Annotated in this window: 13 protein-coding genes; 8 read left to right on the top strand and 5 right to left on the bottom strand. The window is 74.8% G+C overall.

Going from position 1 to position 14,098, the window contains the following annotated elements; translation table 11 throughout:
* Positions 1-10: 10 nt before the first annotated feature.
* From ABZ234_RS21045 to ABZ234_RS21025, 5 genes are all read left to right on the top strand, one after another.
* Positions 11-2,101: a biotin carboxylase N-terminal domain-containing protein gene (locus ABZ234_RS21045; protein ID WP_355013177.1), complete on the top strand. Its 2,091-nt coding sequence runs from the start codon at positions 11-13 to the stop codon at positions 2,099-2,101.
* A complete protein-coding gene (locus tag ABZ234_RS21040) occupies positions 2,098-3,270 on the top strand; it encodes an acyl-CoA dehydrogenase family protein (protein WP_355013176.1) in 1,173 nt (390 codons plus the stop codon). Before ABZ234_RS21045 ends, ABZ234_RS21040 begins: the two co-directional genes overlap by 4 nt.
* Positions 3,271-3,383: 113 nt before the next feature.
* On the top strand, positions 3,384-3,998 hold the full coding sequence (locus tag ABZ234_RS21035) for a TetR/AcrR family transcriptional regulator (RefSeq protein WP_344179810.1): 615 nt from the start codon (positions 3,384-3,386) through the stop codon (positions 3,996-3,998).
* 130 nt (positions 3,999-4,128) lie between these two features.
* Entirely contained in the window at positions 4,129-4,692 is a 564-nt protein-coding gene (locus ABZ234_RS21030; protein WP_355013175.1) for a hypothetical protein, read from the top strand.
* A gap of 101 nt (positions 4,693-4,793) precedes the next feature.
* Positions 4,794-4,982: a hypothetical protein gene (locus ABZ234_RS21025; protein WP_355013174.1), complete on the top strand. Its 189-nt coding sequence runs from the start codon at positions 4,794-4,796 to the stop codon at positions 4,980-4,982.
* Between the two features lie 54 nt (positions 4,983-5,036).
* Here ABZ234_RS21025 and ABZ234_RS21020 read toward each other — a convergent pair whose 3' ends face one another.
* Together ABZ234_RS21020 and ABZ234_RS21015 are read right to left on the bottom strand one after the other, a co-directional pair.
* The gene (locus tag ABZ234_RS21020) at positions 5,037-6,362 is read right to left on the bottom strand and encodes a GH1 family beta-glucosidase (protein ID WP_355013173.1); all 1,326 of its coding nucleotides are present in this window, start codon (positions 6,360-6,362) and stop codon (positions 5,037-5,039) included.
* A 62-nt stretch (positions 6,363-6,424) separates the two neighbouring features.
* Positions 6,425-7,714 (bottom strand): MFS transporter, encoded by a 1,290-nt coding sequence (locus tag ABZ234_RS21015; RefSeq protein ID WP_355013172.1) that lies wholly within the window; start codon positions 7,712-7,714, stop codon positions 6,425-6,427.
* Positions 7,715-7,892: 178 nt separating this feature from the next.
* Here ABZ234_RS21015 and ABZ234_RS21010 point away from each other — a divergent pair, with 178 nt between their 5' ends.
* The 3 genes from ABZ234_RS21010 (at position 7,893) to ABZ234_RS21000 (ending at position 10,767) form a co-directional block, all read left to right on the top strand.
* Positions 7,893-8,687 (top strand): glyoxalase, encoded by a 795-nt coding sequence (locus ABZ234_RS21010; protein WP_355013171.1) that lies wholly within the window; start codon positions 7,893-7,895, stop codon positions 8,685-8,687.
* A 215-nt stretch (positions 8,688-8,902) separates the two neighbouring features.
* Positions 8,903-9,922 (top strand): ATP-binding cassette domain-containing protein, encoded by a 1,020-nt coding sequence (locus ABZ234_RS21005; RefSeq protein WP_355013170.1) that lies wholly within the window; start codon positions 8,903-8,905, stop codon positions 9,920-9,922.
* Positions 9,919-10,767: an ABC transporter permease gene (locus tag ABZ234_RS21000; protein WP_344179795.1), complete on the top strand. Its 849-nt coding sequence runs from the start codon at positions 9,919-9,921 to the stop codon at positions 10,765-10,767. Before ABZ234_RS21005 ends, ABZ234_RS21000 begins: the two co-directional genes overlap by 4 nt.
* Before the next feature lie 90 nt (positions 10,768-10,857).
* Here the strand turns inward: ABZ234_RS21000 and ABZ234_RS20995 are convergent, their stop codons facing one another.
* From ABZ234_RS20995 to ABZ234_RS20985, 3 genes are all read right to left on the bottom strand, one after another.
* A complete protein-coding gene (locus tag ABZ234_RS20995; RefSeq protein ID WP_355013169.1) occupies positions 10,858-11,490 on the bottom strand; it encodes a PadR family transcriptional regulator in 633 nt (210 codons plus the stop codon).
* Positions 11,491-11,644: 154 nt separating this feature from the next.
* The gene (locus tag ABZ234_RS20990; protein ID WP_355013168.1) at positions 11,645-13,615 is read right to left on the bottom strand and encodes an acyl-CoA dehydrogenase; all 1,971 of its coding nucleotides are present in this window, start codon (positions 13,613-13,615) and stop codon (positions 11,645-11,647) included.
* A gap of 120 nt (positions 13,616-13,735) precedes the next feature.
* On the bottom strand, positions 13,736-14,026 hold the full coding sequence (locus ABZ234_RS20985; protein WP_267948826.1) for a helix-turn-helix transcriptional regulator: 291 nt from the start codon (positions 14,024-14,026) through the stop codon (positions 13,736-13,738).
* Positions 14,027-14,098 lie beyond the last annotated feature (72 nt).

The raw sequence follows: 14,098 nt of genomic DNA, 5'->3' as shown, positions 1-14,098 counted from the left end.
GCCACAGACCATGAACCACACCCCGCCCCGCCCCGTCACCCGCCTCCTCGTCGCCAACCGCGGCGAGATCGCCCGCCGGGTCTTCCGCACCTGCCGCACCATGGGCATCGGGACCGTCGCGGTCCACGCACCCGGGGAGGAGGGCGCCGCGCACGTGTCCGAGGCGGACACGGCGGTGCGCCTGCCGGTCCCCGGCGGAGGGAGCCCCGTCGACGCCTACCTCGACCCGCACGCCCTGGTCCGCGCCGCGCGCTCCGCCGGGGCGGACGCCGTCCACCCCGGCTACGGGTTCCTGTCCGAGAACCCGGGGTTCGCGCGCGCCGTCACCGGGGCCGGGCTCACCTGGGTGGGGCCCTCCGCCGACGCGGTCGAGCGCATGGGAGCCAAGACCCTCGCCAAGCGGATCGCCCGCGAGGCGGGGGTGCCCGTCGCCGACGCCCTCGACCCGGGGGACGTGCGCCCCGAACACCTGCCCGTCCTGGTCAAGGCCGTCTCCGGGGGAGGCGGACGCGGTATGCGGGTCGTCCACGACCTCGCCGACCTCCCGGCCGAGGCCGCCGCGGCCCGGGCGGAGGCCGCGTCGGCGTTCGGCGACCCGGCCGTGTTCTGCGAGCCCTACGTCCGCCGCGGGCGCCACGTCGAGGTCCAGGTCCTCGCCGACTCCCACGGCGCCGTCTGGGCGCTGGGGGAGCGCGACTGCTCCGTCCAGCGCCGGCACCAGAAGGTCGTCGAGGAGACGCCGGCCCCCGGCCTCCCCGATGACCTGCGCGAACGGCTGCACGAGGCGGCGCGGGCCCTGGCCCGCGCCATCGGCTACACCGGGGCCGGGACCGCCGAGTTCCTCGTCCCCGTCGGCGGCGGCGCCCTCGGCGACCCCGTCTTCCTGGAGATGAACACCCGCCTCCAGGTCGAACACCCCGTCACCGAGTGCGTCACCGGGCTGGACCTGGTCGAGTGGCAGATCCGGATCGCCGAGGGCGGGGCCCTGCCCGGGGACGGCCCGCCCGCGCCGCGCGGCCACGCCGTCGAGGCGCGGCTGTACGCCGAGGACCCCCGCGAAGGCTGGCGGCCCCGCACCGGGACCCTGCGGGCCTTCGACGTGCCCGAGGCGACCGCCCGGTTCACGAACCCCGACGGGCACGGTGTGCGCCTGGACAGCGGGGTCGAGCCGGGCGACACCGTCGGCGCCGACTTCGACCCCCTGCTCGCCAAGGTCGTCGCCCACGGACGCGACCGCCGCGACGCGGTCCGCCGCCTGGCCTCCGCCCTGGCCGGCGCCCGCGTCCACGGGGTGGGGACCAACCGCGACCTGCTCGTCCGGGTGCTCCGCCACCCCGCGTTCGGGGCCGCCGACGAGCACCCGGACGGGCTCCACACCGGCTACCTCGGCGCCGACCGGCTCACGGCGCTCGCCCAGCCCCTCGCCGACCCGGCCGCCGAACGCCTCGCCGCGCTCGCCGCGTCCCTGGCCGCCGCCGAGGCGGCCCGCTCCCCCCGGGCCGCACCGGGAGGCGTCGGCGGCGCCGCCCCGCCCCCGGGGCCCGGCAGTCCCCTCCCCGCGGGGATCCCCGCCAACTGGCGCAACCTCCCCTCCCGGGCCCACGCCCGGGTCCACACCGCCGGGGGCGGCGGAGGCCGCCGGATCACCACCGCCTACCGGACCGTCCGGGGCGCCTACGAGCCCGAACAGCCTGGCGTGCGCGTCCTCTCCGCGGCCCCCGGCCTCGTCGTCCTGGAGGCCGACGGCCTGCGCCGCGCCCTCACCGTCCACACCTACGGGGGCGACCCCGACGTCCACGTCGAGTCCTCGCTCGGTTCCGTCACCCTCACCCCCGTCGACCCCCTCCCCGAACCCGAGGCCGCGGTCGACCCCGGCGCCCTGCCCGCGCCGATGCCCGGCACCGTCGTCGCCGTGGACGTCCGCGAGGGGGACCGGGTCGCCGAGGGGCAGACCCTGCTGCGCATCGAGGCCATGAAGATGGAGCACCGCATCACCGCACCCGCCGCCGGTGCCGTCCGGGAGATCCCGGTCGCGGCGGGCCAGAGGGTCCCCGCAGGGGCGCCCCTCGCCGTACTCGACTACGAAGGGCCCCACCCGTGACCGGTGCCATGACCTTCAACGAACCCGCCGAACGCGTCGAGCTGCGCGCAGTCGTGGCCGACTTCGCCGCCGGATACGGGTCCGGCTACTACAGGGCCAGGGCCGGGGAGGGCGAGTACCTCACCGAGCTGTGGCGCGAGGCCGGAGAACTCGGCTACCTGGGCGTCAACATCCCCGAGGAGTACGGGGGCGGAGGGGGCGGCATCGGCGACCTCGCCGCCGTCCTGGAGGAGCTGAGCGCAGCCGGGTGCCCCACCCTCATGATGGTGGTCTCCCCGGCGATCTGCGGCACCGTCCTGGCCCGCTTCGGCACCCCCGACCAGCGGCGCCGGTGGCTCCCGGGGCTGGCCACGGGCAGGACCATCATGGCCTTCGCCATCACCGAGCCCGACGCGGGGTCCAACTCCCACCGCATCACCACCACCGCCCGCCGCGACGGCGACGGGTGGGTGCTCTCCGGCCGCAAGACCTTCATCTCCGGCGTGGACGTCGCCGACGCCGTCCTCGTGGTCGCCCGGATCCGGGACGAGGGCTCCGGCACCCTGTCGGCCGCCCTCTTCGCCGTCCCCACCGGTTCCCCCGGGTTCGAGGCCAGGCGGATCGAGATGGACCTGGTCAGCCCCGACCACCAGTTCCAGCTGTTCATGGACGACGTGCGCCTGCCCGGCGACGCCCTGGTCGGAGACCCCGAGGCCGGGCTCCTCCAGCTGTTCGCCGGCCTCAACCCCGAACGCATCATGGCCGCGTCCCTGGCCGCCGGGAGCGCGCGGCACGCCCTCGACAAGGCTGTCGCCTACGCCAAGGAGCGCGCCGTGTGGGGGGACAGGCCCATCGGCGCCCACCAGGGGCTCGCGCATCCCCTCGCCCAGGTCAAGATCGAACTGGAGCAGGCACGCCTGATGACCCAGCACGCGGCGCTCCGCTACGATTCCGGCGACGACGCGGGGGCGGGCGAGGCGGCCAACATGGCCAAGTACGCCGCCGCCGAGGCGTGCGTGCGCGCGGTCGACCAGGCCGTGCAGACCCTCGGCGGCAACGGGCTGGCGAGCGAGTACGGGCTGGGGTCGGCGATCGCCGCCGCCCGCCTGGCGCGCATCGCCCCGGTCAGCCGGGAGATGGTCCTCAACTACGTGGCCCAGCAGTCCCTCGGCCTGCCCAAGTCGTACTGAACGGCGGCCGGCGGACCGTCGGCGCGTCCCCGCGCCCGGTCCGGCGGCCGGACGCGGGATCCCGTCCGCCGCACCGGCCCGGGAACCGCCCAGCGCAGCGAGGGGACGCGACCGTGGACACCGGAGCCGGCCGCGAGCCGAGGCAGGAACGCAGCCGGGCCACCCGGGCCCGGCTGCTCGACGCCGCCGTGGCCTGCCTGGCCGAGCGGGGGGCGGCCGGGGCCACCGTGGGCGCGGTCGCCGAACGCGCGGGCGTGTCCAGGGGGGCAGCCCAGCACCACTTCCCCACCCGGGAGGACCTGTTCCTCGCGGCCCTGCGGTACATGCTCGACAACCGCGGGGAGGAGCTCAGGCGCGGCGCCGCCGCCGTGCCCGAGGGGCCGGGGCGCACCGAGGCCGTCGTGCAGATGGTCGTGGACGCGTTCAGCGGGGTGGACTTCCAGGCCGCCCTCCAGCTGTGGGCCGCGGCCGCCAGCGACCCCGTCCTGCGCGAGCGCATCCTCCCCATGGAGGAGCAGATGGGCCGCGAGGTCCACCGGGCCGCCGTGGACCTGCTGGGCGCCGACGAGTCGGCGCCCGGGGTCCGTGAGACGGTCCAGGCCACCCTCGACCTGGCCCGCGGACTCGGGCTCGCCAACCTCCTCGCCGACGACGGCCCGCGCCGCCGCCGGATCGTGCGCCGGTGGGCGCGCGTGCTCGACGCGGAGCTGCGCGGCGCGCCGGACTGAATCCGCTTCCGGCCCGGCACGGAGGGAGATTATGATCGAACCCCGTCGGGCACGGCCCCGACAGGACGAGAGAGCCCCGGTCGGCCGCCCCCGGCAGCCGGGCCCCCGACAGGACAAGGCGGTGTGACTGGTGAGCGCGGATCCGGGCAGAGACCTCCCCGGCCTGGCCAGGCGGGCCGCGGACGCGTTCGCGGAGAGCGCCGCACGGCGCAGGGACCGCGATTCCCTGGTGGACACCGCCTTCGCGGCGCTCTTCGACCTGTACCGCGCGACGTCGCGGTCCGAGCGGCAGTCCCCGGCGGGACGCCGCTTCAACGCCACCCTGGCCGGACTGCTGGTGAGCGGCAACAACCCCGACCGGCTCAGCCTGTACGTGGTGCGCAGCCAGACGGCGGCCGAGAACGGCCGCCACGAGGGGTACCGCCCGGCCTGCTGGCGCAGGTCCATGCTCCAGCTGCTCGGCGACGAGTTCGTGCCCTGGCAGGAGTTCCTCCGACCCGTGGACCTGGACGCCATCCCGCGCATCGACGAGGCCCTCGCCGGGGTGGCGGGGAGCGCGAGCCCGGTCACCGAGGAGGAGGTGCCCGACTGGGTGCCCGAGACGCACTGGTGGTGGTGGGAGCCCGCGCGCCTGCGCGGCGAGGAGGCCCCGGACCGCGTGGACAGCGGCACGCTCGACGCCGTCAGGGACTGACCCCGCCGCCCGCCCCCTTCCGCCGCATCCCCCGGAGCAGCACGGCCGAGCCCTCCTTCCCCTGGTCCACCCTGAGGGGCCGTGTCCTCCGGGCCCTGACGGTGGCCCTGTTCACGGCCCTCTTCCAGTGGCCCGTCCGCTTCTTCCTGTTCGACGAGTCCTGGAAACAGGCGGCCCTCTTCTCGGCCTCGACGGCGGTGATCGCCCTCCCGGTTCTCCTCCTGCTCCTCCGGCTCTTGCGCCACACCCCTGACACCGGGGGCCGGACCCGGGGAGCGCGGCGGCACTGACACGGCGCCCGCCCCGCCCCCGGTGCGGGGCCGGGGCGGGAGGCCCGGGGGCGCTCAGGCGCCGGTACGCGAGGCGATGAGGTCCCGGTACCAGGCGAAGGAGTCCTTCGGCGTGCGGACCTGCGTCGCGTGGTCCACGTGCACGAGCCCGAAGCGCTGGTGGTAGCCCTCGGCCCACTCGAAGTTGTCCGTGAGCGTCCACGCGAAGTACCCGCGCACGTCGACGCCGCGCCCGCGCGCCGCCTCGACCGCACCCACGTGCCCCTCCAGGTAGGCGATCCGCTCGGGGTCCGCCACCCGCCCGTCGGGGGCGACGGCGTCGGCGTAGGAGGCCCCGTTCTCGGTGACGTAGAGGGGCGGCAGCGCGTCGCCGTAGCGCTCCACCAGCAGATCGAGCGTGCGCCCGAGCCCCTCGGGCACCACCGGCCAGCCGAACGCCGTCGTCGGCGCCCCGGGGACCTCGCCGAAGTCGAACGGCAGGCCCGACCCCGGACCGGGCGCGGCCACCACGCTCGGGTTGTAGTAGTTGACGCCGATCCCGTCCACGCTGCCCAGGACCAGTTCCATGTCCCCGTCGCGCACCCCGGGGACCTCCTTCGCCCCGAACGCCGACAGGTCCGGGTGGGCGCCGGTCAGCACCGGGTCGGTGAACAGCCGGTTGTGCAGGGCGTCGTAGGCGCCGGCGGCGTCGGCGTCGGCCGCGGACCCGGTGGCGGGCGCGACGGGGGAGTAGTTGTTGGTGAGCAGGGCCTCCAGCCCGCGCGAGCGCAGCTCCCGGGCGGCGAGCCCGTGCGCGAGCAGCAGGTGGTGGGCCACGCCCAGGACGTCGGACACGTCCAGGGTCAGGCCGGGGGCGTGCACGCCGAACGCGTGCCCGTAGGCCATGTGCACCACGGGTTCGTTGAGGGTGATCCACCGCCCCACCCGGTCGCCGAGGCGGTCGGCGGCGACCGCCGCGTACTCGGCGAAGGCGTACGCGGTGTCGCGCGACCTCCACCCGCCCCCGTCCTCCAGCGCCTGCGGCAGGTCCCAGTGGAACAGGGTCGGCACCGGTGTGACGCCCCTGGCCAGCAGGGCGTCCACGAGCCGGTCGTAGAAGTCCAGCCCGGCCCGGTTCACGGCTCCGCGCCCCTGCGGCACCACCCGGGGCCAGGCGATCGAGAACCGGTAGGCGTTCACGCCCAGCCGGTCCAGCAGGTCCACGTCCTCCTCCCAGCGGCGGTAGTGGTCGCAGGCCGCGGCGGGGCTGTGGCCGTCGCGGATCGCGCCGGGCCTCTGGGCGAAGGTGTCCCAGACGGACGCGGCGCGCCCGTCCTCGGCCAGGGCACCCTCGATTTGGAAGGCGGAGGAGGCCACCCCCCACAGGAACGGTGACGACATGGACGGACCTGCCTTTCGTGCGTACGCGGTTGCGACGGGGTTCACGGGGATCGAGGGAGAGGTCAGGCGACCCCCCTGATCCGCCAGACCAGTACGGCGCCCAGCAGCGTGAGCAGACCGCACACGGTGTACAGGACCGGGTATCCGCCCAGGTGGACGACGATCGGCCCGGCGACGGCGGGGGCGAGCACCTGCGGACCGGCACTGGCGATGTTGACGATCCCCAGGTCCTTGGCCCGGCCCCCTGCCGTCGGCAGGACCTCGGTGACCAGCGCGTTGTCCACGGACAGGTAGATGCCGAAGCCCACGCCCAGCACCACCGCGCACGCCAGGCTCATCGGCCAGGTCGGGTACGCGGCGAGCAGGAACGCGGGGACCGCCGATACGACGCCGGACAGGCACACCGGTCCCCGGCGACGGCCGATCCGGTCCGAGACCAGCCCGGCGAGCACGGTCGTGGACACGACCGCCGCCGTGTAGACGAGGATCAGCACCAGCAGGCCGTCCGCCGCCGAGGAGCCGGGGAACAGCTCCTCGTAGCCCACGCCGTCGCGCAGGAAGTACAGCAGGTAGAGGGTGAACATGGCGTTGCCCGTCTGCATGAGGAAACGGGTCAGCCACGCCCAGCCGAAGTCGGGGTACCGACGAGGGGACACCCGGAAGCCGCGCCAGAACTCGTGCCAGGGCGGGCGCGCCTCCCGGGGCAGCGGCGGATCGGGGGCCAGCAGCGCGAACGGCAGCGCGCACACGAGGGTCAGCGCGCCGATCAGGGCGTAGCCGGGGGCGGTACCGGTGACCACCACGGTCACCAGGAGCACCGCCACCACCACACCCGCCGACTGGGGTATGCCGATCCATCCGGACACCGCGCCGCGCTGGCGGACCGGTACGCGGTCCGGGACGGCCGCGAGCAGGGTCGCGTTCAGGCAGGACAGCGCGGCCTGGACGAACGACCAGCCCAGCAGGACGCCCAGCACGCCGTCCTGCCGCCCCAGGACCACCAGGCCCAGGGCGCCGAGGACGGCCCCGGCCAGGATCCAGGGGCGGCGGCGTCCGAACCTGCCGGTGGTGCGGTCCGACAGCGCCCCGACAAGAGGGGTGCCGAGCGTCGAGCAGGCGGCGCCGATCCCGGTCACCCAGGCCAGCGTGGTCTCCTTGCTGTCGGGGGCGATCATCCCGACCTGCTCGGGAAGCAGGACCTGGAGCGGGCCGAAGAAGGCCATCCACATGCCCAGGTTGGCCAGGCTGATCCCGGCCACCCACAGGCGGCGGACGGGCCGGACGGGTTCGGCCAGTGCGGCCGGGACCGGCTGACGGGACGCGGGGGAGGGCTGCGCGGGGGGAGTGCGCACGTGTGACCTACCTAACGTGAATTCGTCTCATGTTAGGCAGGGATCGCTGGGGGCGGAAGGCCCCGGGCCGCGCACATCGGCGCGGTCCGGCGTCGTCGCCATGTAGTCAAGTTTGACCAGTGGTGCGGGAGGGAGCTAGTCTCGATCAGTAGTCAAACTTGATTAATGGAGGGGTTCCATGGTCGTGCGAGACCCGGTGGGGACACCCGGGGAGCCGGAGGGGCGGATGCGGCCCGACGAGACGACGGTGCCCGTGCTGCCCTGTGTCTCGGCGGAGGAGACCCTGGCGTTCTACCGGGCCCTCGGCTTCGAGGTCACCTACGAGCAGACGAGGCCGTACCTGTACCTGGCGTTCCGGTGGAGCGGGTTCGACCTGCACTTCGGCAGGGCGCCGGAGGGGTTGGACCCGGCCCTGGAGAACAGCGGCGGCTGCCTGGTGATGGTCGACGAGGTCGCGCCCTACCACGCCGAGCTCACGCGGGCGATGCGCGCCGCCTACGGGAAGGTCCTCGCCAGGGGGCTGCCCCGCATCACCCGCCACCGGCCCGGGGCGAGCCGCTTCACCTTGATGGACCCCTCGGGGAACTCGATCATCTTCATCCGGCGGGACGAGCCGGCGGAACCGGAGTACGGCGGGTCCGCCTCCCTGGAGGGGCTGGCCAGGGCGCTCGACCAGGTGCGGATCTTCCGGGAGTTCAAGAACGACGACGAGGCCGCCTACCGCAGGGCGAACTCGGCGCTGCGCCGCCACGGCGACGGGGCTCCCGCCGCGGACCGGGCGCTGGCGTACGCGACCCTGGTCGAGCTCTCCGTCGCCCGGGGCGACGAGGCGCAGGCGCGTGAGTGGCGGGCGATGCTCGCCGGGGTCGAGCTCACCGAGGAGGAGCGCGAGCGGGTCGGGGCGGAGCTGGGCAGCGCCGAGGCCCTCCGGGCCTGGCTGGACGGGGACGGCGGCGGCGCCGACCGGGTCTAGGACCTGCCGCGCGGGCGGGCCCGCGCGGCAGCGGGGCGGGGCGCCCGCGGGGTTCGGGGGCACGCGCGCGGAGGCCGGAGGCTCCCGTGCCCCGGGCGCCTGCGGACTTCGTCGTGCGCGGCCGGGCCGGAGCGGGGTCCGAGGAGCAGGGCGCGGCCGCGCGTGTCCGGGCGCGCGCACAACCAACTAGTCAAATTTGATCAATAGGAGGGTCCGTGACGGAACACGTACCAGCGGTCCGAACCGAGGGCCTGCGCAGGACCTACGGAGACAAGAGGGCCCTCGACGGGCTCGACATGACCGTGCCGCGCGGCACGGTGCACGGGGTGCTCGGACCCAACGGCTCCGGGAAGACCACGCTCGTCCGCACCCTGGCCACCCTGTTGCGGGTGGAGCGGGGCCGCGCCGAGGTGGCGGGGATCGACGTCGGCGCCCGGCCCCGGGAGGTGCGGAAGCGCATCGGCCTCCTCGGACAGCACGCGGCGGTCGACGAGGAGCTGTCCGGCCGCCAGAACCTGGAGATGTTCGGCCGCCTCCACCGCCTGGGCCGGCCCCGCGCCGCGGCTCGGGCCGACGCCCTCCTGGAGCGGTTCGGGCTGGAGGAGACCGGACACAAGGCCGTCGGCGCCTACAGCGGCGGGATGCGGCGCCGCCTGGACCTGGCCGCCTCGCTCATCGTCGATCCGGAGGTCCTCTTCCTGGACGAGCCCACCACCGGCCTGGACCCGCGGGGACGCACCGAGGTGTGGAACGCGGTCCGTTCACTGGTCGGGGGCGGCACGACCGTGCTGCTCACCACCCAGTACCTGGAGGAGGCCGACCAGCTCGCCGACCGCATCTCCGTGCTCGACGGGGGCCGGGTGATCGCGGAGGGCACCGCCGACACGCTCAAGGCCATGGTGGGCGGCGACCGCGTCGACGTCGTCCTGCGCGACCGGGCCGGACTGCCCGGGGCCGCCGCCGTCCTGGCAGAGGTCGCCGTGGCCGGGACCGTCGAGGCGGACGAGGACGCGCGCAGGGTCAGCGCGCCGGTCGCCGACCGGATGGCCGCCCTCACCCACGTGGTCCGGGCGCTCCACGACCGCGGGATCGAGGCGGAGGACCTCACCGTCCGCCGCCCCACCCTGGACGAGGTGTTCATGCACCTCACCGGCGGTCCCGCCGACCGGGTCGACCGGGCGGGTGGAGCACCGCACGCCGACCGGTCCGGCCACGACGGGAAGGTGTCCGCATGAGCTCCGCGACGTCGTCCGCCGTGCCCCCGGCCCCCTCCCGGGCGCCGGGCCCCGCCTCCGCGTTCGGCTGGTGGCTGGCCGACTCCTGGACCATGACCCGGCGCGAGCTCGCCCGCTGGGCGCGCCGGCCGGTCGGGGTCGCGATCGGACTGGCCTTCCCGGTGATGATGCTGGTCATGTTCGCGCTCTTCCTCGGCGGCAGCATGACGGTCGCGGGGGGAGGCGACTACGGCGAGTTCCTCGTCCCGGGCATGTTCGTGCTCACCATGGCCTTCGGGCTGGAGGGCACGATGACCGCGATCACCCAGGACCTCCAGAAGGGGGTGGTCGACCGCTTCCGGTCCATGCCGATGGCGCCGACCGCGCTCCTGGTGGGCCGCAGCGTCGCGGACATGCTGGAGTCCGTGGTCGGACTGGCCGTCATGGTCGGCGCCGGACTCCTGATCGGCTGGCGCTGGCACGGCTCGCTCGCCGCCGCCCTGGGCGGGGTGGGGCTGCTGCTCCTGCTGCGCTTCGCGATGCTGTGGTGCGGGATCTGGCTCGGGATGATCGTCGGCAGGCCGGGGCTGGTGATGGCCGTGCAGATCCTGGTCTGGCCGGTGGCGTTCACCTCCAGCGCCTTCGCCTCGCCGGAGTCGATGCCCGGGTGGCTCGGCGCGCTCGCGGAGTGGAACCCCATGTCGGCCACCGCCACCGCCGTGCGCGAACTGTTCGGCAACCCCGGCGCCGCCGGGACGTCCTGGCCCGCGGAGAACGCCCTGCTCCTGGCGGTGCTGTGGCCCGCAGCGCTGCTCGCGGTCGCGTTCCCGCTCGCCGCGGCCCGCTTCCGCGGACTGGGCGGCTGAGGACCCCGGTCCCGGCTCCCGCCCTCCGGTCCGCACGGTGTGCGGGCCGGAGGGCGGGGTGTGCGCAACGACCGGCGGGCGGGTTCCGCCCTACGGGGCCCCGGGGCGGTGCTCCTCGCCGCCGAGGTGGTCGTCGGCGAGGACCCCCGCGTAGGGCTCGCCGCTCTCGCCGGCGAAGACGTACGCACCCCTCTCGATCCGCCCGATCAGCCCGCGCGTCCACGCGGCGTCCGACTCCGCGGAGTGCGCCCACAGGCCCATGACCTCGCCGATGTGCCCCATCTGCTCGGGTCCCTCCTCCGGCGGGTAGTACCCGGTGACGCTCCCGCGCCACCCCTCCAGGCCCCGCACCCGCTCCCGCAGGAGGTCCAGGGCCTCCTGCCGGGGCAGGTCCACGATGAAGCCGAGACCGGCCGACAGGACGTCCTGCCTCGCCCGGTGGGACGACACCGCCGCGCGCAGCAGGGCGAAGTACTCCTCGTCGCCCCGCTCCGTGACCTCGTACTCGGTCCGGGGCGGACCGCCCGCGGTGGAGGGGGCCGTCTCGTGGGCGATCAGCAGCCCCTGCCCCGCCATCTGCTTGAGGGCGTGGTAGATCGACCCGGGCTTGGCGGTGGACCACTCGTGCGCGCCCCAGAACTCCAGGTCGTTGCGCACCTGGTAGCCGTGCGCCCGCCCGTGGAGCCGGACCGCCCCGAGGACCAGCAACCGGATGGCCGACATCCACACCCCTCATCTCACCAGCGCGTTCTGCGCCATTCAACTCTGACCGGCATATCCTCCGCGCGCCGTCGCCCCGCGGATCCCACCGACTCCCGCCCCCGCGCCTTCCCGGGCCCGGCCGGGGCACGGGGAGGCGCGGCAGCGGGACGGCGGATCAGCCGCGCCGGGGCTGCGGGTCGCCCTGGCGGGCGTGCTCGGAGCCCAGCGCGATCGGAGCGGCCAGCCACTCGTCGCGCAGCCCGAACCCGTCGGCGAGCCGGACCGCGTACGGCCGCAGGCCCCGGCACAGGTCGTTCACCGCCTGGGTGACCGCCTTGGCCCGCGCGGTGGAGAGGCGCTCATGCTCCAGGAACCAGGCGCGGTCCTCCTCCACGACCGACAGCACGTACAGGTCGCACAGCCGGTTGAGGAGTTTGGCGGTCGCCTTGTCGCCGCAGCGGTCGATCCCCGCCACGAACGCCTCCAGGACCACCCGGTCCATGTGCGCGCGGCCCGCGGCGAGCACGTGGTCCTGTGCCCGGTTGAACACCTCGAAGGCGTCGCTGCCGTCCTTGCGCGCCCGGCGCAGGCGCCCGGCCAGGCCCTCGACGACGTGCTTCTCCCGGTCCTCCAGGAGCTCCAGCTGCCAGCCCCGGTTGTAGAGGCTGGCCTCCTCGCCGCGCCCCGGCGCGGCGTCGATCAGGCGGTCGATCAGCGGGAGCGCGGCGGTGCGCTCGATGACCGTCTCGAACACCTTGCCCGCCATGAACCGGGCCAGGCCCAGCTGGTCCAGGTCTCCGAACGAGTCCTGGAAGTTGGTCAGCAGGCCCTTGGTGAGCTGCTGCAGCAGGACGGTGTTGTCGCCCTCGAACGTGGTGAAGATGTCGGAGTCGGCCTTGAGCTGCGGGATGCGGTTCTCGGAGAGGTACCCGGCGCCCCCGCACGCCTCCCGGCACGTCTGGATGGTCGCCGTGGCGTGCCAGGTGGCCACCGCCTTGAGCCCCGCCGCCCGCGACTCCAGCTCGCGCTGGGCGTGGTCGTCGCCCTCCGCCGACCGCGACAGCTCGTGCAGCCGGGTGACCAGCTCCTCCTGCGCGAAGTGCAGGGCGTAGGTGCGGGCCAGCGCCGGCAGCAGTTTGCGCTGCTGCGCCAGGTAGTCGAGGACGCGCACCTCCTGCTCCGGCTCGCCGTCCACGCCCGGGCGGGTGAACTGGCGGCGGGTGTCGGAGTAGCGCAGGGCGATGGCCAGAGCGGCCTTGGCCGCGCTGCCCGCGCCGCCGGCCACGCTGATCCGGCCCCGGATGAGCGTGCCGAGCATGGTGAAGAAGCGCCGGTTCTTGCTCTCGATGGGGCTGGAGTAGGTGCCGTCGGGGGCCACGTCCCCGTACCGGTTGAGCAGGTTGGTGCGCGGCACCCTCACCCGGTCGAACCACAGACGGCCGTTGTCCACGCCGTTGAGCCCGGCCTTGGGCCCGCAGTCCTCGATGCGCACCCCCGGCGCGGGCCGTCCCTCGCCATCCCGGATCGGGACCATCAGGGCGTGCACGCCCTGCTCCTCGCCGTCGACCTCCAACTGGGCGAACACCACCGCCATGCGGCCGTCGCGGGCCGCGTTGCCGATGTAGTCCTTGCGCGCCGACTCGTCCGGGGTGTGGACGACGAACTCCTCGGCGGCCGGGTCGTAGACCGCCCGGGTGCGCAGGTGCTGGACGTCCGATCCGTGGCCGGTCTCGGTCATGGCGAAGCACCCCGGAAGCTCCACCGACATCACGCCGGGCAGGTACTCGGCGTGGTGGCGGTCGGTGCCCAGGGCGCGGATCGCACCGCCGAAGAGCCCCCACTGCACGCCCGTCTTCACCATCAGGGACAGGTCGGCGACCAGCATCTCGAAGCCGACGACGGAGGCGCCGACGTCGTCGCTGCCGCCCACCGACTCGGGAAAGCCGTACGCGGGAAGGTCCGTCTTGGCCAGGGCCTTGAGCTGGGCGAGCGTGCGGGCCCGGTGGTCCTCCACGGACAGGCCGTGGACGGGGGCGAACAGATCCCCGCGGACGGTGTCGCGGATGTGTTCGCGGACGCGGGCCCAGCGGCCGTCCAGAAGGCCGCGGAGTTCGGCCTCGTCCAGTCTCAGCGCCTGTTCTGTCATGGTCTCCCCCTGGTGGTCCTCGTTGACGCGGCCCGCGCGCCCGCCGCCGCCGCGGTCCGGGGGCGGCACGGCAGCGCGCGGGTCACGGGCCTGTGTCCAAGGTACGGGGACCGGCCGGGGTCAGACGGCCAGGGAGGCGGGTTCGGGCACGGGTCCCGCGACGGGCACGGCGGAGTGCACCCGGCGCAGGAGGTCGTCGAGGGAGAGGCCGAGGGCGGCGGCGATGGAGCCGACGGTGAAGAACGCCGGGGTGGGGATGCGCCCGCCCTCGATCTTGCGCAGCGTCTCGACCGAGATCCCGGCCTGGCGTGCGACGTCCACCATCGTGCGCTCGGCGCGGGCCTGCCGGAGCAGTCCGCCGAGGAGGCGGCCGCGCTCGATCTGGTCTGCGGTCAGCGGTTCACGAACCATGCGACGAGTCTAACGCCCCCGCGCGAGGGTTCTATAGCAATACCGGTATAGTTATTCGACGGTGTGGCCGGT

This window comes from Nocardiopsis sp. NPDC006198 (genome assembly GCF_040613895.1).
GTDB classification, from domain to species: Bacteria; Actinomycetota; Actinomycetes; order Streptosporangiales; family Streptosporangiaceae; genus Nocardiopsis; species Nocardiopsis tropica.
The sequence above is the reverse complement of the archived record's forward strand: the minus strand, read 5'-3'. Positions and strand labels throughout refer to the sequence as shown.